Genomic DNA, 23618 nt, shown 5'->3' with positions numbered 1-23618 from the left:
CATCGCCAGGTAGTAGACCGGTGAGGAAGTCGCCCCCCAGGAAGAACCCGTGGATCAGTTCCTGGGTGAAGCGCGAAGGGCGGCTCGTGGACAGGTTCTCATTGCAGCCACATCAGCGTCGCGAACGGAATTGACGCATGGCATGCCGCCGCCACGCCCAGCGCGATGCAGATGTGAACAACAGCACCCACGTGTTGCGGCGGAGGGTCACCCACCCGGCCAGGCTCCCCAGCCGCGCGGGATGGCGCGGTACACGAACTTCCGGAAGAGCGCGCCACAGGCCAGCCCAGCAGCAGGCGGGCCTGCGATCTCGATGATTGAGTGGACCGGTTCCATGGCCGCGACCCTGCCCGAGGGCACACGGCCTGTGCAAATCCTGTCACCCCATGCGCCGCAGCCCGGCAGGTCCTCGGGCCGCAGCACCCAGCGCGGCGGCTCCGGCGGTGATGTGCGCGTGCCCACCTGCGTCGCGGGGAAGCCCCCCACCAGCGCGTAGTCCGGGAACACCGCGCGCGCCTTCACCAGGCCTGCCGGCGGCCACGTGGCAGCCTTTGCCCAGGTGACTGCCCTCGCAGAGGATGGCGCCGGGCTCCACCACCGTGCCCGCGCCCAGGTTGCACGCGTGCAGCACGCAGCCCGGGGGCCCACCACCACGCCCTCGTCCAGCACCAGCATGGTGTCCGGCTGCAGGTGCAGCACCGTGTTCTCCAGGATCTGCACCCGCGCGCCAATGCGCACCGGACCATTCAGGTCGCCGGTGATCTTGACGCCCGCGCCGATGATGGCCCCCGCGCCGATGACCACGTCACCGGACACCTCCGCGGAGGAGAAGAGCGTGGCGGTCGGGTGGACGAAGGGGTGGCGGTCGCGAAAGGCATACAGCTGTCCCATGGGGGCGTCCTCGGCGCGGTCGCGCGCGGAGAAAGGGGTCAAAGGCGCGGCGGGCAGCGACAGGTCTCCGCCCCGGCGCTGCTGCAGGTGGGTCAGGTCCTCGGAGGATAGCATCCGCAGGACCTGTCCCGGCCGGCCCAGCACCACGGATTGATCCGGCACCGTCATGCCGGGCGGCAACACGGTGCCCTCGCCCACCAGGCAGCGGTCGCCCAGCGTCACGCCGGGCATCAGGATGGCGCCGTCACCGACGTCGCAGAGGGACCCCACGCGCGCGCCCATCACCAGCGAGCGCGAACCGAGCACGGTCTTCTCGCCAATGGACGTGGGCCGCTCGGGCGTGCCCACCACCACCGCGTCCTCGCGCAGCGTGGAGAAGGCTCCCAACATCACGGAGCCCCCCACCGAGCGCACGACGGCGCCGCGGGAGATGATGGCCCCGGGCCCCACTTGCGTGGTGCCCAGCAGTCGCGCGGACGAGGCCAGGGTGAAATGAGGACCTACCGCGGTGGGCAGGAGAGAAGCGGTCGCGGGTAAGGGACTCATCGGGATGCAGCAAGCTACTCCTGGCTCTTCCAAGGGCATGTTGTCCAAAGGCACGACTCCGCCGTCCAACAGCGGACGCTCGCTTGCTGAGCCGAGGAGGGTGGGTGCGGCACCTTCAGATGTCAGGAGTGGGGGACGGGAGGCGTAGGAAGCCAGCGTCGCTGGGCGCCACGTGTGGGCGTTTCGCGGTAGGAAGTCCCCTCGCTCTCGAAAGGCCTCACCCCGTGGAAGAGACACCGTTGGCGGACAGCCACGCCCAGGCGCCCGAGCCCGTGGCCAGCCGCGACGCCGTGGAGAAGGGGCTGTGGGCCCTGGTGAAGGAGGCCCTGCACGGCTCGGAGCAGGACCTCACCCAGTTGCCGCTCGGGAGGGCCATCTTCCTGCTGGCCGTGCCCATGGTGCTGGAGATGTGCATGGAGTCGGTGTTCGCCGTGGTGGACGTCGCCTTCGTCGGCCGGTTGGGCGCGGAGGCGGTGGCCACGGTGGGGCTCACCGAGGGCATCCTCACCATCATCTACGCGGCCGGTATGGGCCTGAGCATCGGCGCCACGGCGATGGTGGCCCGGCGCATTGGAGAGAAGGACGCGGAGCGGGCGGCGCGCACGGCGGTGCAGGCCATTGGACTGGGCGTAGTCATCTCCACGGTGCTGGCCGTGGCGGGCATCGTCTTCGCCCGGCCGATGATGGCGGCGCTCGGCGGCTCGCCGTGGGTGCTGGAGCACGGCGTGGGCTACACGCGCGTGATGATGGGCGGCGTGGTGAGCATCCTGTTGCTCTTCCTCATCAACGCCATCTTCCGGGGCGCGGGCGACGCGGCCATCGCGATGCGCGTGTTGATGCTGGCCAACGGGCTGAACATCGTGCTCGCGCCGTGTCTCATCTTCGGCTGGGGGCCGTTCCCGGAGATGGGCGTGGTGGGCGCGGCGTGGGCCACCACGCTGGGCCGCAGCGCGGGCGTGGTGTACCAGCTCTACCGGCTGATGCGCTCCAACGGCCGGCTCCAGGTGCGGCGCGAGCACGTGTCGCTGGAGCCCGCGACGATGCTCGCGATGCTGCGGCTGTCGGGCGCGGGCATGGTGCAGGCGCTGGTGACCACGTCCAGTTGGGTGGTGCTGGTGCGCATCGTGTCGTCGTTCGGCAGCACGGCGCTGGCGGGCTACACCATCGCCATCCGCATCACGATGTTCGCGCTGATGCCCGCGTGGGGCCTGGGCAACGCGGCGGCCACGTTGCTGGGACAGAGCATGGGCGCGGGCGACCCGGACCGGGGCGCGAAGGCGGTGTGGCTCGCGGGCAGGTACAACCTGATGGTGCTGGGCACCATCGGCGTGGCGTTCTTCATCTTCGCGCATCCGCTGCTGGGAGCGTTCACGACGGACCCGGCGGTGGTGGACACGGGGGCCACGGCGCTGCGCATCTTCTCCTTGAGCTTCCTGTCGTGCGCGTACGGCATGGTCATCACCTCCGCGTTCAACGGCGCGGGGGACACGCGCACGCCCACGCTCATCGACCTGGGATGTCTCTGGGCGCTGGAGCTGCCGCTGGCGTGGGTGCTGGCCCATCCGGTGGGGCTGGGCGTGGTGGGAGCCTACTGGGCGGTGCCGGCGGCCTTCGCGGTGATGTCCGTGGTGGGCATCGTCCTGTTCCGGCGTGGGCGCTGGAAGACGCGCGTGGTGTGAGCGTCAGGGCAGGCAGATTTCGAAGCCGGTGCGTCCCCCCGGGAAGGTCCTTGGGGGGCGCGAGGCGGGCGTGACGGCGTAGAGGTGGAAGTCCAGGCGCCGCTGGATGAAGCCGTCGAAGGCGGAAGACAGCGGGTCACCGGCGTCCTGCTGCACGGTGAAGAAGTGGAAGCCCCTTCCGTGGAACGCGGCGTAGACGGCATCCAGCAGCGCGCGCAGGACGGCGGGGTCCTCCGACGGGATGCTGGTGTTGCAGAGGTAGAAGTAGCGGAAGTCGCCGCCGGGCGCGGGCAGGCGGGGCGCGCCGGTGACGGTGGCGAGCGCGTTGAAGCCCCGGCGCACCCACTTCATGCCGCCCCGGTACGCGAGCACGCGGTAGCGCTTCACGGCGTCGGGGTTCCACGCCGAAGTGCAGCCGACGAGCTGCCCGGCGGAATCGAACGCGAGGAACGAATCCTCCACGCGAAGCCCCGGCCAGTGAGCGAGGCGATGCTCCAGTTCACCGGTGTCGAAGCGATAGCCGAAGGGGCGCGAGCGATGGTCCGCGTTCAGCATCGCGGCCATGGCGGGCACATCCGCGGCGGTGGCCCGGCGCACGGTGTAGCGGCTGGGGCGCGGCTTGCGTCGCAGGACGAACTGGAGCGAGATGGCGGAGAAGGCGCGCATCAGGTGGTAGTGCGGCTGCGCTTCCCGGGCCGCGCCACGACGCACGAGTGACTGGAGCGCGGCGGCGTTGGAGGCCATGACGGCGGTGAGGAACACGTCCACGCCATGGCGGCGGGAGGTCTCCTCCAGGACGGGGCCATAGAACCGGGCCAGGCCCCGGGCGCGGCGCGCGGAGAAGCGGGTGCGCAAATCGCCCAGGTAGCCCACGCGGCACGGTTTGCCGTCCAGCCAGCCGTCGCGGACATGGATGGCGCCCATGCCATCCAGGCGGGAGTTTTCGCCGTGGGCCCAGACCTCCGCTTCCCCACGCTGCATGGCGAAGAGGCCGAAGTAGTCCGGCGACCGCTGCGTGCTGAGCACCAGGTCCCCGGTCATGGGCACGTCGCCGAACAGGTCCAGCAGCGCGGCGTTGTCGTCCTGGGTGGCTCGGCGGAGGGGGCTCATGAGACGGGGTGGGAGAGTGCTTCGACCAGGGCGGTGCAGGCGCGGAGGCGTTCCACGGACTCGTGGAAGGAACGCTCAGCCAGCCAGACGTCTTCTGCGGGGAAAGACTTGGCGAGCGTTTCGTTGTGATGATCGGCCACACACTTCTTCATCACGACCTTGGGCTGGTGGACTTCATCAAGGCGAGTCCGGTCCGTGGTCCATTCCTCGATGAGTTGTGTGTGCTCGTTAGAGTCGTGCTCATTCTGGCAGAGGGGGCGCAACTCACTCGTGGCTTGGTATAGCCAGGACTCCATGCTGTAGCAGGGAGAGAAGACAAGGAGACGACTTAACGCCGCATCAGCCTCCTCTGAAGTCTGCGGAGGAGGGGCACGTGGATTTCTAGGCGACGCTCCTTCTCCCATAAGGCGACGACGCACTCGGCCACGGATAAGGGTTTCGAATTTTCGCCTGTTGCTCTTGGGATCGGTATCCCGCTCGCTCCACACTGAGTCAGTATCGAAGTGGAAGACGACGAATCCAGCGGGCTTTTCAGTCAGACGCACTGCAATTGATTCAATCAGGCGAAGCGTGTCCTGCGTAGGAGGCTCTTCCTTCCAACTGTTTCCGCGCAACCCGAGTCGTGCACGGTCGTTCTCTGGAAGTGGCTCGATTTTGATGCGGACAGGATTGAGATCAACGCCTTCCACAACGAGCTTGAGCGCTTCTTTCAAGATCTTCTGAAGCGTGGGATGCCCCTGACTACCTGAATCCTCGGTCAGGGCGAGGATGCGCGCACGGGCTAACATTGCACGTCACCAGAGGCCTTTGGTGAGAAGGATGTCCGAGACGCGTTGAATCCCAGTCTGATAGGCAAGAAAAAAGGACTCGGCTTCGTCCTCAGTTAGATTGCGCCAGATGAGTTGCGCATCTGTAGCGCTTTCAGCGCGCTTGCAAATAATGAAGGTGTTGCGGACCTCTTCAATGCTCTCGAAACGCAAGAAGTCCAGGAGAAGAGGATTCTGGCTGGTAAGGATAGCCTGCCGTTCTCCGATCTCGTTGAGACATGCGGAGATCCATTCATGATGAAGCCCGTTCACGAGTTCGTCGGCGATTATTATGTCTCCGGAGGCATCTGCGTTGGCGAAGAAAGCGAGTAGGCGCTTTTGACCGTAACTAAGCAGGTCGTGAGATACCTCTTCATCCCCCCTTTTGAAAAAGAAACGGAGATTCCTTAGTTTCGTTAGGTGGCGGTCTGGCTCTGGGTTGAGTCGTTCAATGTCAAATCGGACACTGGCAGACTCATACCCAAGAACGGGTGCTACGCGTTTGAGAAACGCCAATTGGAAAGTAGCTGCAGTTCCTGGCGGAAGTGTTTCAGGACGTATTTTGGTCAGCGAATCGGGAACCTCAATAGCGTCCCATATGAATCTTCTGTTTGTTGCCTGTGCCTCCAGTTGAAACAATTTGTTGAATTGTTCGAGGCTCTCATCCATTCGTCCAGCTGATGCTGGGTAGGAGTTTAGGATTTCGAAGGCGAGACTTTGAGAATCGTCGAACGGCTTGTCGCTCCAGAGTGTGGAGATGATTGACATGAGTGGGCTCTCATGTGGTCGCTTTGGAGCTTGGTGGTGTTTGTTTGTAGTTGTTAGGATGGTTTCGTTTGGATGCAAATCTGCATGCAATGCAACCATGCCAAGTCGTTTGAAGAAAAAGCGGTCTGATTGTTCGATGCTGTAATGCTCTTCCCATGCTGGTTTTCCTGGCATCTGGGGAAGCGCAGGCGCGTTGACTCGTGTTTTGACGGTCAAGTGGTCGAAACTAAGGCCATTGGTGCTGACTACGCTGTAGCTTGCCTCCAATGGATCATTCCGAAGAGTAGCATCTGGTGCTCCAATAAGTGTCGACAACAGGCGCAGCAGCGTCGTCTTCCCGGCCGCGTTTCGCCCAAGAACCACATTGAGCCCCGGGCGGAACTCCAGCGTCGTCGGCGCGACGTTCCGGAACTTGTTGATGGTCAGCCGCGTCAGCTTGTTCATCGTCGGTCCGCCCTAGGCGCCAAAGAGGGCGCAGCATCGTCGAACGACCGCACCACACGCCCCCTCCAGGGTCAAGAACACCTCCACCCGCACTTCCGCCCCTGCCTCCCGTGCTCCACACTGCGGGCCGGGCACACGGCACACGGAGGACGTCATGGGGCTGTTGGGGTGGATCATCTTCGGCTTCTTCGCGGGGCTCATCGCCCGGGCCGTGCTGCCGGGGAACCAGCGCTTGGGGTGCATGGGCACGACGCTCCTGGGCGTCGCCGGGGCCTTCGTGGGCGGCTTCCTCACGTCCGTCTGGCGGGGGACCGACTGGCGCGACCCGGAGCCCACCGGCTTCCTGGGCGCCATCCTGGGCGCCATTGTCCTGCTCCTGGTCTCCCAGGCCGCCTTCGGCGGGCGCTCCCGTTAGGGATTCCCACCATCCCCGCCGGGAATCCGGGGCCTTCCCGCCGGTTGGGGGGCCGGCGGCCGGTTGTCCTACCTGCATGGACCCCCATCCGGGGAAAGCACGGTTCCCAAGAGGATGCCGGGCACTTTCTGTAGTACACCGCGCCCCCAGGCATGCAGCGGGGGGCGGTCGGCCGCCGCTGAGCCAAAGGAAAGGCGACGACATCATGATGAAGAAGACGATCCTGATCGCGGCGATGCTGAGCCTGACGGCCTGCCAGGGCCAGGGCGCGAAGCCGGGCGAGACCTCCGCCACCGGCACCTCCACGGCGGGGGCCACCGCCGGCGCTCCGCAGACCGAGGAGCAGAAGACGCTGTACGCGCTGGGCCTGTCCATCGGCCGCAGCATCAGCGTGTTCGACATGACCCCGCAGGAGCTGGAGTTCGTGAAGGCCGGCCTCACGGCCCAGGTCACCGGTCAGAAGACCGACGTGGACCTGGAGACCTACGGTCCCAAGCTCCAGGACCTCGCGCGCGAGCGTTCGCTGCGCAAGGCCAACGCGGAGAAGGAGAAGTCCGCGAAGTTCCTCGAGGAGAAGGCCAAGGAGCCCGGTGCCGTGAAGACCGAGTCCGGCCTCATCTACAAGGAGACCCAGGCGGGCACCGGTCCCCAGCCCCAGCCCACCGACATCGTGAAGGTGCACTACAAAGGCACGCTCGCGGACGGCAAGGAGTTCGACTCCTCGTACAAGCGCGGTGAGCCCACGCAGTTCCCGCTCCAGGGCGTCATCAAGTGCTGGACCGAGGGCCTCCAGAAGATGAAGGTCGGCGGCAAGGCGCAGCTCGTGTGCCCCTCCGACATCGCCTACGGCGACCGCGGCGCGCCCCCGAACATCCCCGGCGGCGCCGCCCTGGTGTTCGAGGTCGAGCTGCTCGAGATCGTGAAGCCCCCCGAGCCCACCCCTGGCATGCCGGGCATGCCCGGCATGGGCACCCCGCCCCCGGGCGCGAAGCCGCCGGCTCCCGGCGCCAAGCCGCCCCCGGCCGCCAAGCCGCCCCCGGCGACGAAGTAGTCACCGCCTCCCCTGACCGGGAGCGCTGAGAACGAGGGCCGACGTGAGGGACTTCCCCTCGCGCCGGCCCTCTTCGCGTCCGGGGTTCAACGCGCTGGCGCCCCCGCCTCCAGCGCGCTACGCCCCGAAGGCACGCGAAGTGGCCCGGACAGCCCGGGCCCCGAAAGGACACGGACGATGAAGCCGGACATGAAGAGGCTCACGTGGGTGCTGGCGGCGGCGCTGATGCTGGGCGCCTGCGCGACGAGCAGTCCGGCGGAGGTGGCGCGCGCGCCGTCCGCCACGGGCGCCGTCTCCGAGGAGGAGTTCAAGGCCATGCACACCCTGCGCACGGACGCCGCCCCCGAGCGCCGGGGCCAGCCGGTGGAGCTGTCCGACGGCTCCAAGGGCTACCTGAGCCTGCCCCCGGGCGCGAAGGGCCCCCTGCCCGCCGTCATCGTCATCCACGAGTGGTGGGGCCTCAACGAGCACGTGCAGGCCTGGGCGGACCGGCTGGCGGCCGAGGGCTACGCGGCGCTCGCGGTGGACCTCTACCACGGCAAGGTGGCCACCACGCCCGACGAGGCGCTCGCGCTGGTGAAGGCCGCGGACGACGCCGAGGCCACGAAGACGCTGCTGGCCGCGCACGCGTTCCTCAAGAGCGACCCGCGCATCCAGGCCGTGCGCACCGGCAGCATCGGCTGGTGCTTCGGCGGCGGCTGGTCGCTCCAGACCGCCATGGCCATCCCGGAGCTGAGCGCGGCGGTCATCTACTACGGCCACCCGGTGACCGACCCCCAGCAGCTCTCCACCATCAAGGCGCAGGTGCTGGGCATCTTCGGCACGAAGGACAAGTCCATCCCGCCAGAGACCGTGAAGGCCTTCGAGAAGGCGCTGGACGAGGCCGGCGTGCGCAGCCGCATCGTGGAGTACGACGCGGACCACGCCTTCGCCAACCCCTCCGGCGCCCGCTACGATGAGCGCTCCGCCGCGTCCGCCTGGGCGGAGACGTCCGCGTTCCTCGCGCGCACGCTCAAGCGCTGAAGGACGCGCGGGGCCAGCGGCCTTCAGTAGGGACGCTGGCCCGTGAAGTTGCCCGGGGGCGCGTAGTTGCACACCCAGAAGTCCCAGGGGGAGGTGCCGCCAAAGGGAGAGTTGGTGGTGCAGCGCTTCGTGGCGCACCCCAGGCGGCGCGTGTTGCGCCACACCACCTGCGTGTAGTGGCCGCAGACCTCGCCCGCCTTGCAGGTGTTGCTCGCGTAGTCGTAGTCCGCCGCCTCGTCCACCCAGCCCTTCACCGCGCCCTTCGCGTCCCAGAGCCCCGGCGTGGCGGCGGCGATGTTCTCTCCCGCGTTGCCTCGGCCGTCGTTGTGCTTGAACTGGCACTGCTCCACCCACTTGCGCGCGGTCTCCTCCACCGAGGGGTCCCACGTGAGCGGCTCCAGCGCGGGGGACGGCGTGGGCTTCGCGGCGGCGCGGGCCGCGTTGTGGGCGTCCAGCATGTCGCGGGCGAACTGCGTCAGCTCCACACCGCCTCCATCGGGGGTGGTGGTGCCGCCGTCCTCCTGGATGCCCGCGTCCTCGGTCGCGTCGTCCGGATCCCCGTCAGGAATGCAGGCGAGCAGGAGGAACGGGCTGAGCAGGGACAGGGAGCGGAAGAGGGAAGGGCGTCGCATGGCGGGGATTATCCGCGCGCGGGTGGGTGTGCGGGCAAGCGGACAGCGGGGCGGCGAGGATGGGGAGCGGCGGAGACCCCGTGGTAGGGTCGGGGTCCGGTCAGGAGACGCGACATGAGCCACGACGAATCCCGCGCGAGGAAGATCCAGACAGCCCTCGATGGGAACGATGAGTTCAGCACCTTTTCCATCGACCCGGACCTCAAGAAGCTGAAGCAGAAGCTGGACCTCCAGTCGGAGGCGCAGCACCAGCAGTCCGGCCGCCCGGAGACCGCCCCCAAGTCGGGTATGTTCATGCGGCTGTTCCACAAGATGTTCCGGGGTTGAGGGGCACGATGGTCAAGGAGTCCTACCGCGCGCAGTGGGAACGCTCGCGGGCGTATCTGGAGACGGGGGACCTGGGGCTCGCGCTTCAGGAGCTGCGGGACGCGCTGACGCTGGCGCCGGACGACGCGGTCCTCTGGGAAGAAATCTTCAACCTGTCGCTGCTCGGGGGCCTCACGCAGAACGCCCTGGCCGCCGCGCTGCGGCTGCGCCAGCTGGCGCCGGAGAACCCCAACTTCATCGGCCTGCACGCCATGGCCGCGCTGCTCGCCGGCAAGCTGACCGAGGCCCTGCCCCTCTTCGAGGAGGTCCTCCAGCGCGACCCTGAGTCGGTGGAGGCCCGCCGGCAGCTCGCGCGGGCGCTGGACATCGCGGGCCAGCGCGGCCGGGTGCGCACGCTGTTGGAAGAGGCCGTCGCGAAGGCGCCCTCGGACACAGGCGCGCCCAACGACCTGGCGGTGTTCTACCTGGAGCACGTGCCGCAGGAGGGCCCGGCGCTCGCCGCGAGCGTCCTGGCCCCGGTGCTGGAAGCGCACCCGCAGGACCCCACCACGCACTTCAACCTGGCGCTGGCGCTGCGCCTGGGCGAGCCCACGCAGGCCCGCCACCACGCGCAGCAGGTGCTCCAGGGCGCGGACAAGGAGCTGCGCGCGAAGGCCCAGCAGCTGCTGTCCATGATCCCCGCCTGAGCCGTCAGGCCGCGCCGGGGGCGCCCGTCCCCGGCGCATGGATTTCCAGAGACAGACCCTGAAGACCCCGTGCGCCGTCCGCTCCCTGTGCTGGAGCGGCGACGCGCTGGTGGACCCGGTGGGTGGCCTGGTGCGCTACCACCTGGATGGCAGCACCGATGACCCGCACATCCGCTACGCCTACCGCTTCGACCGCGCGGTGATGTCCCCGGATGGCCGCTACAGCGTGCTGTACGAGTCGCTGGGGACGGCGGGGCTGCTGCTCGACGGCACGAAGGTGGTCCGGCAGCTCACGCGGGACTTCTACCACGCGGACACCCACGACTATCCCGTGGCCCTGCACACGCTGCCCAGCGGACGCACGCTGCTGGCGCACTGCCCGGAGTCGTACTGCGTGGTGGAACTGGAGGACGCCGCCACGGGCGAGCGCCTCACGAAGCGCGACAACACCCCGGCGGACATCTTCCACTCGCGGCTCCAGTTCAGCCCGGACGGGCGCTACCTGGCGAGCGCGGGGTGGATCTGGCACCCGGTGGACGCGGCGTCGGTGTTCGACGTGCCCCGCGCGCTGGAGGAGCCCGCGTCGCTGGACAGCGCCGCGCTGATGGACGGCGTGGAGAACGGCATCTTCCTCACGTCCGTGGCCTTCGGCGCGAAGGACACGCTCGTGTTCGTCCGCATCGAGGAGTCCCGCGACGACGCGAAGTTCTTCCTGGGCACCTACTCGCTGACGGAGAAGAAGGTGCTGGCGGAGGTGGAACTGGAGGAGCCCGCGGGCCCGCTGTTGGTCGTGGACGCGGAGCACCTCGTGGACTTCTTCGGCCACCCGAAGCTCGTGTCGCGCTCCACCGGCCGCGTGGTGCAACGCTGGGAGGACCTGGACACGGGGAAGGTGCTGGCCAGCATCCGCCGCCACCTGCCGCCCCCGCCGCACTTCGCGATGGACGCCGCGAACCGCCGCTTCGCCGTGGGCACGGCGAACGGCATCGAGGTCATCACGCTCGCGGCTCAGTAGGGCTTCTCGCCCACCCAGTTGCCCGGCGGCGCGTAGTTGCACACCCAGAGCTGCCACGTCTTCACGTTGCCGCCGAAGGGCGAGTTCTTCGTGCACAGCCGCGTCGCGCAGCCCACCGCCTTCGTGGTGCGCCACACCACCTGCGTGTAGTGGCCGCACATCTTCCCGGCCTTGCACTTGCCGGAGGCGTAATCGTAGTCAGCGGCTTCGTCCGCCCAGCCCTTCACCACCTGCGCGGTGTTCCAGGTGTCCGGCGTCGCGGCGGCCAGGTTCTCTCCGAAGCTGCCCCGGTCCGGGTTGTGCTCGAAGCGGCACTCCTTCACGTAGGCCTCCGCCTTGCGCGCCGCCTCGTCGGACCAGGTGAGCGCGGGTAGCGCCGGCTTCGGCGTGGGACGCGAGGCCTTCGCCCGCGCCTGATTGTGCGCGGCCACCATGTCGCGCTTGAGCTCCGCGGCGGACGGCACCGGCTTGCGCGTGCCCTCGGAGGGCGCGGGCGTGGCCGAGGGAGCCTTGCGCGCGGCGGCGGTGGCCGCGGCCTTCTTCGTGGAGGCGGAGACGGGCCGCTGCGCGTTCGCGCTGGAGCCACAGCCGAGCAACGGGGCCAGCAGCAACACGGCGAGCCCGCGACGGAACACAGGAAGTGCCATGCGCGGAATCATTCCGCACCTGGGCCCCGCGCGCAGGAGAACCGAACGGGGCAGGCGGCCCCCGGGGGGCCCGAGCCCCCTCCTGCCCTACGCTCCCAGCCCCGGAAGCGGCCCGGTGCCGTCGTCACCGAAGGTCGTCCCGGCCACGCCGAACATGTTCAGCAGCGCGATGTAGAGGTTCGCCAGCGGCTGGCCCCCGTAGCGGATGTGCCGGCCCGGTGAGAGGGCGCCGCCCGCGCGGCCCGCGAGCAGGACGGGTAGGTTCTTGTGCTCGTGCATGTTGCCGTCGGCGATCTCACTGGAGAAGTACACGGCGCTGTGGTCCAGCAGCGTCCCGCCCTCCTCCTGCACGCCCTTCATGCGCTGGAGGAGGTACGAGAACTGCTCCACCTCCCACTTGTCGATTTTCGCCAGCGCGTCGTAGTTGGCCTGGGAGCGCTGGTGGTGCGAGTACGTGTGGTGCTCGCCGGACAGCCCCAGGAACGAATACACGCGCTGGCTGCGCGCGTTGCCCAGCATGAAGGTGCACGTGCGGGTCAGGTCGCACTGGAACGCGAGCACGATGAGGTCCAGCATCGCCTTCGTCTTCTCGCGCACGTCCTCGGTGTCCCCGGGCGTCGTGGCAGTGCCGCACGTGGGGCCGGCGGCGTCCATCGCGTTCACGCGCAGCTCCAGCTCGCGCACGCCGGTGAAGTACTCGTCCAGCTTGTGCCTGTCCGTGGTGCCCAGCTTCCCCTGGAGCGACTTCGCGTCGTCGCGCACGGCGTCGATGATGCTCAGGCCATACGCCTTGCGCTTCGCCAGCTCCGCCTGCGTGACGTTCGGGTCGAAGTCCGCGAAGAGCCGCTCGAAGGCCGCGCGGGCCTTCGTCTCCTTGGGCACGGGCGTGGACGGCCCCGCCCACGCGATGTTGTTCGCGTAGGGGCACGCGTAGCCGGAGTCGCAGTTGCCAATGCCCTTGCCCTGGTCGATGCCCAGCTCCAGCGATGGGTAGCGCGTGGCCGTCCCCACCGCGTTCGCCAGCACCTGGTCCATGGAGATGCCGGTGCGGATGTTGGTGCCCTCCGTCTTGCGCGCCTTCACGCAGGACAGGAACGCGGCCGTCGCGGCGGCGTGGTGGCCGTCGCCGTCCGGCTTGCCGGGCAGGTTGTCCAGGCCGCTCAGCACCAGCAGGTCCTCCTTCACCGGCGCCAGCGACGCGAGCGTGGGCGTCAGGGACCAGGTGGCCCCTTCGCCACCGGGCGTCCACTTGGGCATGTGGATGCCGCAGGGCGTGTAGAAGGCCACGAAGCGGCGCGGGGCCGGCGTGGCGGCGCGGGCCGTGCGCGGGCGCATGATGTCCAGGAGCGGCAGCGCCATCAGCGCGCCCATGCCGCGCAGGAGCGTCCGGCGGGAGAGGGCAGTGTGACTCATGGCTTGGGTCCCTCCGCTTCGCCCCGCCGCTGTAGGAACGCGTTGCTGCGGACGATGGCGAGGATGTAGTCGGTGAGCCGGCCGCCCCGGCCTTCGGCCTGCTGGGAGATGCCGCGCACGGTGCAGCGGTCCTCGCCCTCCGCGCCGCGTCCGAGCGCGTAGGTGAGCAGGTGGCGCGTCATGCACGCGGACAGGTCCGGGTCCTGCTTCACCACGGCGCGCATCTCCGCCACGCCGTTGAAGGCCTTGCCCCCGGGCAGCTCGCCGCTCGGGTCCACCAGGGCGCCGCCTTCCTCCTTCGTGCGCCAGCGGCCCACCGGGTCGAAGTTCTCCATGCCGAAGCCCAGCGGATCCATCAGCGTGTGACAGCCCGAACAGGTGGGGTCCACGCGGTGCTGCGCCATGCGCGCCTTGATGTTGAGCGTGGGGTCCACCGCCGGGGCCAGCCCGCCCGCGTCGGGTGGCGGCGGGGGCGGCCCCTTGCACAGGAGCTGCTCCAGCACCCAGACGCCGCGCTTCACCGGCGACGTGCGGTCCGGGTTGGCGGTGACGGTGAGCAGCGCGCCCTTGCCGAACAGGCCCGCGCGCTCCGGGTGGTCCTTCAGCTCCACGCGCGTCATCGCGGAGGTGCCGGGCTTGGGCAGCCCGTAGTGCGAGGCCAGCCGGTCGTTCACGTAGGTGAAGGGCGCGTCCAGCAGGTCCTTGAGGCGGTGGTCCCCGGTGACGAACTCCTGGAAGACGAGCTGCATCTCCTGGCGCATGGCCTCGCGCAGCGGCTCGTCGAAGCCGTAGCGCGACTCCGGCTGTGCGAAGTCGAGCGCGCGCGTGTAGAGCCACTGCCCCGCGAAGTTGTCCACCAGCGCGCGGGCCTTGGGGTCCGCCAGCATGCGCCGCACCTGCGCCTCCAGCACCTCCGGCTCGTGCAGGTGCCCGCCCTCCGCCGCTTGCAGCAGCGCCTCATCCGGCATGCTGCTCCAGAGGAAGTAGGAGAGGCGGCTCGCCAGCTCCAGGTCGCTGATGGCATGCGGCGCGGTGGACGTGGGGGCCGGGTCCAGCTCCACGCGGAAGAGGAAGTGCGGCGACACCAGCACCGCGCGCAGCGCCAGCTTCACGCCCACCTCCGGCGCGTCGCCCTGCCGCCGGGCCAGCGACACGAAGGCGACCAGCCGCTCCACCTCTTCCGGCGTGACGGGCCGCCGCCAGGCCCTGCGCGCGAAGGTCTTGAGCAGCTCGCGCGCGCACGTCTCCGGTTGGGCGGGGTCGAGCCCGCACGTGTTGAACGCGCCTCGCGTCCACGCGGCCTCCACCAGCGCCTCCGCCGCGTGGGAGTACTTCTCCATCAGCAGCGGGGACATGCTGAGCACGTCCGCGTTGTTGTCGAAGCCGAAGCCGTGGTCGTCCGGCGGGAAGCCGCTCGCGGGCGAGCCCGTTTCACCCAGCAGGTCGCGCACGGTGTTGTTGTATTCCGCGCGGTTGAGGCGGTGCAGCGTGACGCGGCCCGGGTCGCGCGCCGCCGAGCGGCACAGCACGTCCTGCGGATCCACGTTGCCGGGCGCGTCCGGCCCCGGCAACACCCGCGCCCTGGGAGGTGAGTCATTGCAGCTCGCGGTCAACATCGCCGCCATCGCCGCCAGGCCCACCCTCCGCCATCTCCGACCGCAGGCCGTCACCTCGCACGCCTCCTCCAGGCCGCGAAACGGCCCCGGCGAGCGCGCTCCAAAGCAAGACGCCTTCCAACCGCCGCGTGACGACAGACGGACGTCAGGCTCCGTCCCCGGGGTGGGGATGGGCACGCGCGAGGGACTGGAAGGGGAAGGGGAGTTCCGCGACCGGGCAGGGCCGTAGGTCCAGGGAGGCACCGCGCGCCGACTCCTGCCTCGAAGGGCGGGTCAGGCGGCGAGGCGCTCCCGGAAGCGGGCGGCAGGGCCCGCTTCCGGGGAGGCGACTGTCGCTACTTCGTTTCCTTCGCGGTGCCCGTCGTCTTCGCGGTGCCGTCGAGGTACGCGCGGTAGGCCTCGAAGCCGTACGGCCGGCCGAGGAAGTCCTTTACCTGCTCCGCGGCGGGCTTGGAGCCGCCGGGCTCCAGCACCGTCTTGCGGTAGTGCATGGCCGTGTCACGGTCCAGGTAGCCGTTCTCCTGGAACTTCGACTCCAGGTCCTTCGCGATGACGGAGGACCAGAGGTACGTGTAGTACGCGGCCGAGTACCCATCCAGGTGCCCGAAGGCGAGCTCGAAGTGGGTGCCGTCGCGGTACTCGTGGCGGAAGGGGGACAGCTTCTTCTGCAGCTCCGCGAGCACCGCGGACGTGTCGAAGCCCGGCGCGCGCGAGTAGTACTGGAGGCTGACCGCGGACAGGAACAGCTGCCGGCGCGCGTACAGGCCCTGGCCGAACTCCTTCGACGCGCGCAGCTTCTCCACCAGCTCCGCGGGGATGGGCTCGTTGGTCTCGTGGTGCTTGGCGAAGCTCTTGAGCACCTCCGGCTGCTCCGCCCACTGCTGCAACAGCATGGACGGCGTCTCCACGAAGTCGCGCTCCATGGAGATGCCGGAGATGGGCGTCCACTTCTGGTGGCCGGAGAAGATGGTGTGCATCAGGTGGCCGAACTCGTGGAAGAACGTCCCCACCTCGTCGTGCGTCATCAGGTCGCCGGGGCGCGGGAAGTTGCACACCAGCACGGCCTCCGGCAGGCGCTTGTCCAGCTCACCGGTGACCAGGTCGAACTGCGCCGCGTGCTTGTACTTGTCGTCGCGCGGGTGCATGTCCAGGTAGATGCGGCCCAGCGGCTTGCCGTTGTCCACGACGTCGTAGGCCTCCACGTCGGCGTGCCACGTCTTCGCGTCCTTCACCGGCTGGAAGGCCACCCCCCACAGGCTGGAGGTGATGCCCATCACGCCGTCCTTCACCCGCGCGTACTCCAGGTAGGGCCGCACCGCCTGCGAGTCGAACCCGAACTTCTCCGCGCGCAGCCGGTCCTCGTAGTAGTCCTGGTCCCAGGGCTCCACCACGGTGGCGCCCTTCACGTCCTTCTTCTTGCGCGACAGCAGGTCCGCCATCTCCTTCTTCGCGCGGGCCTCCGTGGCCTGCGCCAGCTGGTCGATGAAGTCCGCCGCGGCCTGCTGCGTGCGCGTCATGCGCGTCTCGGTCGTGAAGGCCGCGTAGGTGTCGTAGCCCAGGAGCTTCGCCAGCTCGTCGCGCTTCTCGATGAGCTGCGCGAGCACCGCCTGGTTCTTGGGGAACGCGCGCTGACGGTAGGTGCGCCAGAGCTTCTCGCGCGCCTTCGCGTTCTTCGCGTACGTCATGAACGGGAAGTAGTCCGGGTAGTTGCTGGTGATGACCACCTTGCCGTCCGCGCCGGGCGCGTGCGCCTTCTTGTAGTCCTCCGGCAGCCCGTCCAGGTCCTTGGGCGTGAAGGCCACGCTGCGCGTGTCCTCCGCGATGTTCTGCCCGAACTGCTGGCCCAGCTTGAGGATCTCCTCGTTGAGCGTCTTCACCCTGGCGCGCGTGGCCTCATCCCGGTCCACGCCCGCGCGGCGGAAGTCCAGGAGCGTGCGATCCACCCAGTGGCGCGTGGCCGCGTCCTGCTTGGACAGGTCCACCAGCGACAGCGCGTCGTAGACGCCGCGGTCCTGCGACAGCGCCACGTTGGCCGCGTCCACCTGCTGCTCGCACTCGCGGGACGCGTCGCGCATGGCGGCGTCCGGGTGCACCTCGTGCGTGAGGCTGGAGCGGTTGGCCGCGTTGAGGATGGCCGTCTGCGCCTCGTCGTAGGCCTTGAGGACGCCCTGGCCGTTCGTCTTCGGGTCCAGCTTCTTCAGCGCGGCCACCTGCGCCTGCGCGCGCTCCAGGTCCGCCTTGCACAGGGCCTTGTAGGCGTCCGGCGTGCCGGCCAGCGCTTCCGAGCCCTTCATGGGCGCCACCTGGGGCTTCGCCGAGTTGGCGGCGATGCGGGCCATGGCCTCGCGGTTCTGCGTGATGCTGCCGTTGGAGCAACCCGTCGCGGCGAGCGCCGCCACCACGGTGAGCGCGGGGATTCTCAAGGGGACTTCCTCCACTGGGGGAACGACCTGCTTCGCGGGCCCGTCATGCCACATCCCCGCCCCTCCGCGCCCGTCCGCCGTGAGCAGTCAGGGTGTCCTCCGGTACAGGTCGGATGCTTGGAGGCCCCAGCTGACGCACCCCGCCTTGTTCCCCGTTCAGCCGCCCGGTAATCCCGCACTCGCCTCGAATTCTTGGAAGTTGTCCTGGCCGGAGGGTGAACACGGATGCGCAAGGCACTCGGTGGTGCGGTCGCGGCGTTGTTGCTGTGGGGCTGTGGCGGTGGGGCCGGCACGGAAGCGCCGCCCGCGTCTCCGGACGGGCTGTCCCTCACCTCCGGCACGGGGCTGACCGAGGGCACCTGGGCGCACGACGGGCAGACGGTGTCCTTCGCCTCGCGCGAGGTGGAGCCCGGGGTGTACCGCCTGGAGGTGCGCATGCACGGCATGACGCTGACGGGCCTGATGGACCCGGCGTCGGGCGTGACCACGCTGGACGGCTTCGCGGACGCGAACGTGCAGGACACGCAGGTGGTGGACGCGGACCGCCAGGTGCTGAGCGCGTTCTACGGCGCGCTGAACCAGGGGCTACCGCAGGGTGACGCGGCGGCGCCGGAGGCCATGTACCTGCGCCGCGCCGTGGGCATGTGGGCGCAGCAGCCCACGAGCGTCACGCTCAAGCGCACGGTGATGGGCGAGCAGGGCCGCGGCTACACGATGCTGTGCAGCTACGCCAAGTGTGCCGGCAAGTGGTCCGGCAGTTGTGGCGGCACGTACAACTGGTACTCGTACGCGAAGCACGACTGCAACGTGGGCGGCTTCGACAACGCGCGCAACCAGCAGATCGCCCAACTGGGTGACCACACGACGTGCAGCGGCGACGAATACTACATGAACGGCAGCACCTGGGTGTGCGGTGAGCCGGACCACTGGTCGCGCCCCAAGGTGATGGGCAACTGCTTCGGCCGCTGCGGCGGCGGCTGCGGGGGCGACACGCAGTACACGCTGGACGCGACCAACCACGACGGCTGCGTGCGCAACGGCCACATGCTGGCCTCCGGCTACTGCGATGATCAGTTCATGTCCGCGACGGACGACGAGCTGTTCGCGCCCAACTGCTACTGAAGGCCGGATGGGACGACGCGCGATGAGGCACGCGGTGGATGCGGCGGGGCTGTGGCTCGCCGCGCTCGCCATGCTCGGTTGTCCGTCCACGACGTCCTCCAGGGCGGAGGCAGGGGAGGCGGTGGTGCGCCGCTTCTTCCAGGCCCTGCCGTCCGGGGACTGCGCGGTGCTGGGCCCCATGCTGGTGACGGGGCAGGGCGTGCCTCCGTGCGAGGAGACGGTGAAGGACCTGCGCGAGCACGGCATGGGCCTGGTGGACGTGCTGGACGCGAAGGTGGATGGCCGCGACCCGGACGCGGTGGTCGTGCGGGCGCGGGTGTCGCTGGGAGGAGCGGAGCGCGCGGAGCCGTTCCTCTTCCGGGTGGAGCGCCAGGATGAAGCCTGGCGCCTTCGGTTGTAGGGGGAGTGGACGATGCGGAACCGTGAGCGGGTGATGCTGGGGAGCGCGGCGGTGCTGGTGGCCGCGCTCATCGCCGTGGCGTCCTGGCCGTCGCGAGAGGCCCCTGCTCCCGCCGCTGTACCCTCGGTGTCGAACGCGGGCCCCGGCCCGGTGACGGCGGCCCAGGTGTCGCCGAAGCGCGCGGTGTCGGTGCGGACGCCGGACCCCGCGCCACCCCACGCCACGGTGGTGCCGCCCTCGCCCGGAGACGTGCCGCCGGAGCCGGAGGTGGCCAACGCGCCGCCGCAACCGAACGACGCCATCGAAGAGGAGAAGCCCCAGACGGCGCGCTGGAAGCTGGAGAAGACGGAGCACATCGCCAGGCTGCTGGGGCGGGACGTGTCGCGGCTGGAGGGCGAGCGGCAGGAGGCGAAGTCGCGCGGGGACAAGGTCCGCGTCGAACAGGTGGACGCGCTGCTCCAGCGTCACCGCGTCCGCCTGGACGAGCTGCGCGAAGAGGCCCGCACCCTGGCCGAGGCCGCGCGCGACGAGCCGCCAGAGCCCTGACTCACCTCGGGCCTGCCCGCCCGCCTGCCCTCCAGACGGCATGCAGCGCCCGTTTCACCGGAAGGCCCCCACGGCTTCGCGCTGGGAGTACAAGCGCTTCTGACGGACGCGGCGCGGTCTTCACACAGGCGTGACAGGCACGTTGCCGCGTGCGCATAGAAAAAGACGTGTCCGTTTCCTCCGCGCCTCCCAGCACCCCGTCCACCCGAGGCTCCCGGCTGGCATCCATCGCGGTGGCCAGCGCGCTGTTCATGGAGTTCCTGGACTCCACGGCGCTGTCCACCGCGCTGCCCACGCTGTCCGTGGCGTTCGGCACCGACCCCGTCCACCTCAAGCTCGCGCTGACGTCGTACATCCTGGCCCTGGCGGTGCTCGCGCCCGCGAGCGGGTGGATCGCCGACCGCTTCGGTCCGCGCCGCGTCTTCATGACCGCCATGGTCGTGTTCCTCGTGGGCTCCGTGCTGTGCGGCTTCTCCCAGACGCTCGCGCAGCTCGTCGTCTTCCGCACGGTGCAGGGCCTGGGCGGCGCGTTGATGGTGCCCGTGGGCCGGCTCATCGTCGTGAACTCAGCGCCGCGCGAGAAGCTGGTGTCCGCGATGAGCTGGTTCACCATGCCCGCGCTGTTGGGGCCGCTGTTGGGGCCGCCGCTCGCGGGCCTCATCCTGGGCGTCGCGGACTGGCCGTGGATCTTCTTCATCAACGTGCCGGTGGGCCTCTTGGGCTTGTGGGCCGTGGCGCGCTTCGTGCCCCCGCTGGAGCAGCCGGACCCGGGCCCCTTCGACACGAAGGGCTTCGCCATCGCCGTGGTCGCCATCACCGCGCTGATGGGCGCGGCGGAGACGGTGGGCATCGGCCTGGTGCCGTGGCCCGTGCAGGCGGCCATCACGCTGGTGGCGGTGGGGGCGCTGGGGGCCTACGTGCGGCACGCGCGGCGCACGCCGCGCCCGGTGCTCAACCTGCGCCTGTTCAAGGTGGACACCTTCCGCGCCAGCATGATGGGCGGCGCGCTGGTGCGCATCGGGCTGGGCGCGACGCCCTTCCTCCTGCCGCTGCTCTTCCAGGTGGCCCTGGGCTGGGGGCCGCTGGAGGCGGGGCTCGTCACCATCGGGACGGGGCTGGGGGCCTTCGCGTGCAAGCCGGTGGCGCCCGCGCTCATCCGCCGCGTGGGCTTCCGTCAGACGCTCATCGCCTCCAACCTGCTCACCGCCGTGGTGACGGCCGTGCCCGCCTTCTTCGGCGTCACCACGCCCATCCCGCTCATCATCGGCACGCTGGTGTTCAGCGGCTTCATGCGCTCCTTGCAGTTCACCGCCACCAACACGATGGCCTACGCGGACCTCCCCAAGGAGTCGGTGAGCAACGCCTCCACCCTCGCGGTGGTGACGCAGCAGATGGCGCTGAGCGTGGGCATCAGCTTCGGCGGCCTGATGCTGCACGTGGCGCGCGGCGGCGGTGACGTGCGCCTCACGCCGGACCGCTTCCTGCTCCCGTTCCTCGCCATCGGCTTCGTGTCGTCGCTGGCCGGGCCGCTCTTCCGCCGGCTGCGTCCGGACGCGGGCGAGCACATCGGCGGCAGGGCCGCGGCGCGCGGCTGAAGCGTCCGGCTCACGACACCGCCGTCGCCCCTTCGTAGGGCAGGCGGGCAGGCGGAAAACCCTTTTCCCACCTTCTTTCGGCTCCCCCTACCCACCAGTTTCCCGGCGGGGAATCCAACAGAGGGGGTGGGAATGGGTTGGGCGGCACTCACAGGGCTCATGCTGGCGGGCATGACGGCGGCGACACCGCCCTCGGCCATCCCGGTGCGGGGGGGCAACGCGCTGACCCTGCCCGCGCACCGGCACATGGTGCGCGTGTCCCGCAGCGAGGGCTCCGTGCTGCTGACGGCCGTGCAGCAGGGCGGACAGGACGGGCATGGCCTGCGCCTGTTCCGCAGCGACAACGGAGGCACCACCTGGAAGCAGGAGGGCGTCATCCACGACGGCTCCACCTACGACCGGGCGGACCTGGTGGTGGTGGGCAAGGACGTGGCGCTCGTCTACGCGGTGGAGACGCCGGACAGCGCGGGCATCAGCGGCTCCACGTCACGCGACGTGTACTTCCAGTGGTGGCGCTACAGCGCGTCCAAGAACCACTGGCTCGCGGACAAGCCCGTGCGCGTCTTCGACTCCACCAGCTCCAGCACCGCGTACTACCGCGCGGAGCTGGCGCGCGACTCCAAGGGCCGGCTCTGGGTGCAGGCCTTCTTCCGGGAGAAGGACGCGAGCAACACGCTGGTCCTCTCCGTGAGCAGCGACGGCGGCTCCACCTTCCGCACCCAGTCCGCGCTCGCGCGGAACGTCCCGAAGCGCGGGGGTGGGCGGCTCATCAGCCTGGGCAGCCGGCTGATGATGCTGTGGAGCTCTCACGACGGCCGCGACACCACGCACTACCGCATCCGGGATGACAGCGCGTCCGTGTCCAGCTGGTCCTCCACGCGCACCGCCTTCTCCGACGGCATCTACCACGGCGCCGCGATGAGCGCGGTGGCGGACGGGAAGGGCGGCCTGCACCTGGTCTACAAGGACAACTCTGAACGGTTGATGTACCGCCGCTTCGACGGGAGCGCCTTCGGCTCCGCGGTGAAGGTGCTGGAGGACGGGGACTGGGCCACGCAGCCGGCGCTCGTGCGCGTGGGCAGCAGCCTGTACCTCTTCTACAACCAGCCCCGGAGCGACGGCTCCGGCTACCGGCTGTGGGTCCGCGCGCTGTCCTCCAGCGGCAAGCCGGGCGCGGGCAAGGAGCTCGCGTCGGTGTCCGGCTTCGCGGGCTACCCGGCGGCGCCGGACGTGCTGCCCTCGGGCGTGCCGCTGGTGTGCTTCTTCGGCATCGAGCCGTCCTCCGGCTCCAGCTACCGGCTGTCCTTCTTCTCCACCAGCGCGTCGTCGCTCAAGTCGCAGGCCGTGGCGGCGAAGCAGGCCCCGGCGGAGGAGGACGCGGACCGCGAGCGGTTCACCGCCACCGGCGGCTCCGGGTTCGAGCCCCCGCTGGACCCCGGCGCGGGGGTGAGCGCCGCGACGGGCCCCTCCCAGCAGGCGATGGCCGCCGGGTGTGGCGGTGCCAGCGCGATGCTCGCGGTGGGCGTGACGTTCATCCTGATGGAGTGGGGCCGCCGCCGGCGCACCGGGGTCCTGCCCGGCTAGCGTCGCGGGACAGCGTCACGCGGAAACGAACGCGGGCGGTCTCCCCGGGATGGAAATCCCGAGGGGCACCGCCCGTGGGCGCGTCTCCCGGCGAGGGGAGACGCGAGCCTGCGTTCGGCTACGTCGTCGCGGGCGCGGCGTCCGGCGCTTCGTCCGTCGAGGCGTCGCTGGCGTCGCTGGCACCGTCGGCTTCGACCGGAGCCGTGGAGGCACCTTCCGCACCCGGAGCACCGGCCGCCTGGGGCTTCTTGCCAGTGCCAGGGGGCGGGGACTTGCGGGCGGCCGCCGCGGCCTGCCGCGCCTGCTCGCGCGCCTTCTGCGCGACCTTCGGCGTGGGGGCCAGGATCATGTACATCTGCCGGCCTTCCATGCGCGGCAGCTGCTCCGCCACGGCCACGTCCTTCAGGTCCTTGATGACGTCATCGAGGATGGCGCTGCCCAACTCCTTGTGCGTGATTTCACGCCCGCGGAACTGGATGACGACCTTGGCCTTGTTGCCCTCTTCGATGAACCGGCGGGTGTTGCGCACCTTGAACTCGTAGTCGTGCTCCTCCGTCTTGGGACGGAGCTTCACTTCCTTGAGCTGGATGACCACCTGCGTGCGCTTCGCGTCCGAGGCCTTCTTCTTCTCCTCGTACTTGAACTTGCCGTAGTCCATGATCTTGCAGACCGGCGGCTTGGCCATCGGGCTGACTTCGACCAGGTCGAGCGACTCGGAGCGGGCCTTTTCCAGCGCCGCCTCGATGGTCATGACTCCGAGCTGCGAACCATCGGAGCCCACGACACGGACTTCCCGCGCGCGGATGCGGCGGTTGGTTCTCTGGTCCCGGTTGGGACCGCGGCTGCTATTTCTCTGTTCGCGAATGATGTGAACATCCT

Annotated in this window: 22 protein-coding genes; 12 read left to right on the top strand and 10 right to left on the bottom strand. The window is 69.5% G+C overall.

All coding sequences use genetic code 11. The features are described 5' to 3' along the window. Positions 1-207: 207 nt before the first annotated feature. Positions 208-1437, bottom strand: coding sequence for a UDP-3-O-(3-hydroxymyristoyl) glucosamine N-acyltransferase (locus tag JYJ93_RS40490; protein WP_277989443.1), 1230 nt, complete (start codon positions 1435-1437; stop codon positions 208-210). A gap of 239 nt (positions 1438-1676) precedes the next feature. Between JYJ93_RS40490 and JYJ93_RS01735 the strand changes: the two genes are divergently transcribed. Next, entirely contained in the window at positions 1677-3116 is a 1440-nt protein-coding gene (locus JYJ93_RS01735) for an MATE family efflux transporter (RefSeq protein ID WP_242543568.1), read from the top strand. 3 nt (positions 3117-3119) lie between these two features. Here the strand turns inward: JYJ93_RS01735 and JYJ93_RS01730 are convergent, their stop codons facing one another. The 3 genes from JYJ93_RS01730 to JYJ93_RS01720 are packed head-to-tail and all read right to left on the bottom strand — an operon-like array spanning position 3120 to position 6244. Next, the gene (locus tag JYJ93_RS01730) at positions 3120-4226 is read right to left on the bottom strand and encodes a hypothetical protein (RefSeq protein ID WP_206786074.1); all 1107 of its coding nucleotides are present in this window, start codon (positions 4224-4226) and stop codon (positions 3120-3122) included. Then, complete coding sequence (locus tag JYJ93_RS01725; protein ID WP_206786073.1) at positions 4223-5014, bottom strand: hypothetical protein; 792 nt, start codon at positions 5012-5014, stop codon at positions 4223-4225. Before JYJ93_RS01725 ends, JYJ93_RS01730 begins: the two co-directional genes overlap by 4 nt. Before the next feature lie 6 nt (positions 5015-5020). Then, positions 5021-6244 (bottom strand): AAA family ATPase, encoded by a 1224-nt coding sequence (locus JYJ93_RS01720; RefSeq protein ID WP_206786072.1) that lies wholly within the window; start codon positions 6242-6244, stop codon positions 5021-5023. 154 nt (positions 6245-6398) lie between these two features. On the opposite strand from JYJ93_RS01720, the gene JYJ93_RS01715 reads away from it, so the two are divergent. From JYJ93_RS01715 to JYJ93_RS01705, 3 genes are all read left to right on the top strand, one after another. Then, entirely contained in the window at positions 6399-6659 is a 261-nt protein-coding gene (locus JYJ93_RS01715) for a GlsB/YeaQ/YmgE family stress response membrane protein (RefSeq protein WP_206786071.1), read from the top strand. A gap of 208 nt (positions 6660-6867) precedes the next feature. Next, positions 6868-7710, top strand: a complete 843-nt coding sequence (locus JYJ93_RS01710; protein ID WP_206786118.1) for an FKBP-type peptidyl-prolyl cis-trans isomerase — start codon at positions 6868-6870, stop codon at positions 7708-7710. 189 nt (positions 7711-7899) lie between these two features. Then, complete coding sequence (locus JYJ93_RS01705) at positions 7900-8733, top strand: dienelactone hydrolase family protein (RefSeq protein WP_206786068.1); 834 nt, start codon at positions 7900-7902, stop codon at positions 8731-8733. A gap of 23 nt (positions 8734-8756) precedes the next feature. Here the strand turns inward: JYJ93_RS01705 and JYJ93_RS01700 are convergent, their stop codons facing one another. Next, positions 8757-9365 (bottom strand): CAP domain-containing protein, encoded by a 609-nt coding sequence (locus JYJ93_RS01700; protein ID WP_206786066.1) that lies wholly within the window; start codon positions 9363-9365, stop codon positions 8757-8759. 114 nt (positions 9366-9479) lie between these two features. Here JYJ93_RS01700 and JYJ93_RS01695 point away from each other — a divergent pair, with 114 nt between their 5' ends. From JYJ93_RS01695 to JYJ93_RS01685, 3 genes are read left to right on the top strand one after another with little or no spacing between them, the layout of a single operon-like run. Beyond that, entirely contained in the window at positions 9480-9692 is a 213-nt protein-coding gene (locus JYJ93_RS01695; RefSeq protein WP_206786064.1) for a hypothetical protein, read from the top strand. Between the two features lie 8 nt (positions 9693-9700). Next, on the top strand, positions 9701-10378 hold the full coding sequence (locus JYJ93_RS01690; RefSeq protein WP_206786062.1) for a tetratricopeptide repeat protein: 678 nt from the start codon (positions 9701-9703) through the stop codon (positions 10376-10378). A gap of 37 nt (positions 10379-10415) precedes the next feature. After that, entirely contained in the window at positions 10416-11393 is a 978-nt protein-coding gene (locus JYJ93_RS01685) for a hypothetical protein (RefSeq protein WP_206786060.1), read from the top strand. On the opposite strand, the gene JYJ93_RS01680 is transcribed toward JYJ93_RS01685, so the two are convergent. From JYJ93_RS01680 to JYJ93_RS01665, 4 genes are all read right to left on the bottom strand, one after another. Continuing rightward, positions 11387-12040 (bottom strand): CAP domain-containing protein, encoded by a 654-nt coding sequence (locus tag JYJ93_RS01680; RefSeq protein WP_242543567.1) that lies wholly within the window; start codon positions 12038-12040, stop codon positions 11387-11389. The two genes, JYJ93_RS01685 and JYJ93_RS01680, sit on opposite strands and share 7 nt — an antisense overlap. Before the next feature lie 87 nt (positions 12041-12127). Beyond that, a complete protein-coding gene (locus JYJ93_RS01675) occupies positions 12128-13453 on the bottom strand; it encodes a DUF1552 domain-containing protein (RefSeq protein ID WP_206786056.1) in 1326 nt (441 codons plus the stop codon). Continuing rightward, positions 13450-15078: a DUF1592 domain-containing protein gene (locus JYJ93_RS01670; protein WP_206786054.1), complete on the bottom strand. Its 1629-nt coding sequence runs from the start codon at positions 15076-15078 to the stop codon at positions 13450-13452. The genes JYJ93_RS01675 and JYJ93_RS01670 overlap by 4 nt, the downstream gene beginning before the upstream one ends. Before the next feature lie 326 nt (positions 15079-15404). After that, entirely contained in the window at positions 15405-17546 is a 2142-nt protein-coding gene (locus JYJ93_RS01665) for a M3 family metallopeptidase (protein WP_206786052.1), read from the bottom strand. 171 nt (positions 17547-17717) lie between these two features. On the opposite strand from JYJ93_RS01665, the gene JYJ93_RS01660 reads away from it, so the two are divergent. From JYJ93_RS01660 to JYJ93_RS01640, 5 genes are all read left to right on the top strand, one after another. Further along, positions 17718-18614 (top strand): hypothetical protein, encoded by an 897-nt coding sequence (locus JYJ93_RS01660; RefSeq protein ID WP_206786051.1) that lies wholly within the window; start codon positions 17718-17720, stop codon positions 18612-18614. Positions 18615-18621: 7 nt separating this feature from the next. Further along, positions 18622-19014: a hypothetical protein gene (locus JYJ93_RS01655; protein ID WP_206786050.1), complete on the top strand. Its 393-nt coding sequence runs from the start codon at positions 18622-18624 to the stop codon at positions 19012-19014. 12 nt (positions 19015-19026) lie between these two features. Continuing rightward, positions 19027-19560 carry a hypothetical protein gene (locus JYJ93_RS01650; protein ID WP_206786049.1) on the top strand — a complete coding sequence of 178 codons (534 nt, stop codon included), beginning with the start codon at positions 19027-19029 and terminating at the stop codon, positions 19558-19560. Between the two features lie 233 nt (positions 19561-19793). After that, complete coding sequence (locus tag JYJ93_RS01645) at positions 19794-21155, top strand: DHA2 family efflux MFS transporter permease subunit (RefSeq protein WP_347402690.1); 1362 nt, start codon at positions 19794-19796, stop codon at positions 21153-21155. Between the two features lie 132 nt (positions 21156-21287). Continuing rightward, on the top strand, positions 21288-22739 hold the full coding sequence (locus tag JYJ93_RS01640) for a hypothetical protein (protein ID WP_206786047.1): 1452 nt from the start codon (positions 21288-21290) through the stop codon (positions 22737-22739). A gap of 118 nt (positions 22740-22857) precedes the next feature. Here the strand turns inward: JYJ93_RS01640 and infC are convergent, their stop codons facing one another. Continuing rightward, positions 22858-23607 carry a translation initiation factor IF-3 gene (gene infC, locus JYJ93_RS01635; RefSeq protein ID WP_206786116.1) on the bottom strand — a complete coding sequence of 250 codons (750 nt, stop codon included), beginning with the start codon at positions 23605-23607 and terminating at the stop codon, positions 22858-22860. Between the last annotated feature and the right edge of the window lie 11 nt (positions 23608-23618).

It is taken from the genome of Corallococcus sp. NCSPR001, assembly GCF_017309135.1.
In the GTDB taxonomy this organism is placed as follows: domain Bacteria; phylum Myxococcota; class Myxococcia; order Myxococcales; family Myxococcaceae; genus Corallococcus.
The sequence above is the reverse complement of the archived record's forward strand: the minus strand, read 5'-3'. Positions and strand labels throughout refer to the sequence as shown.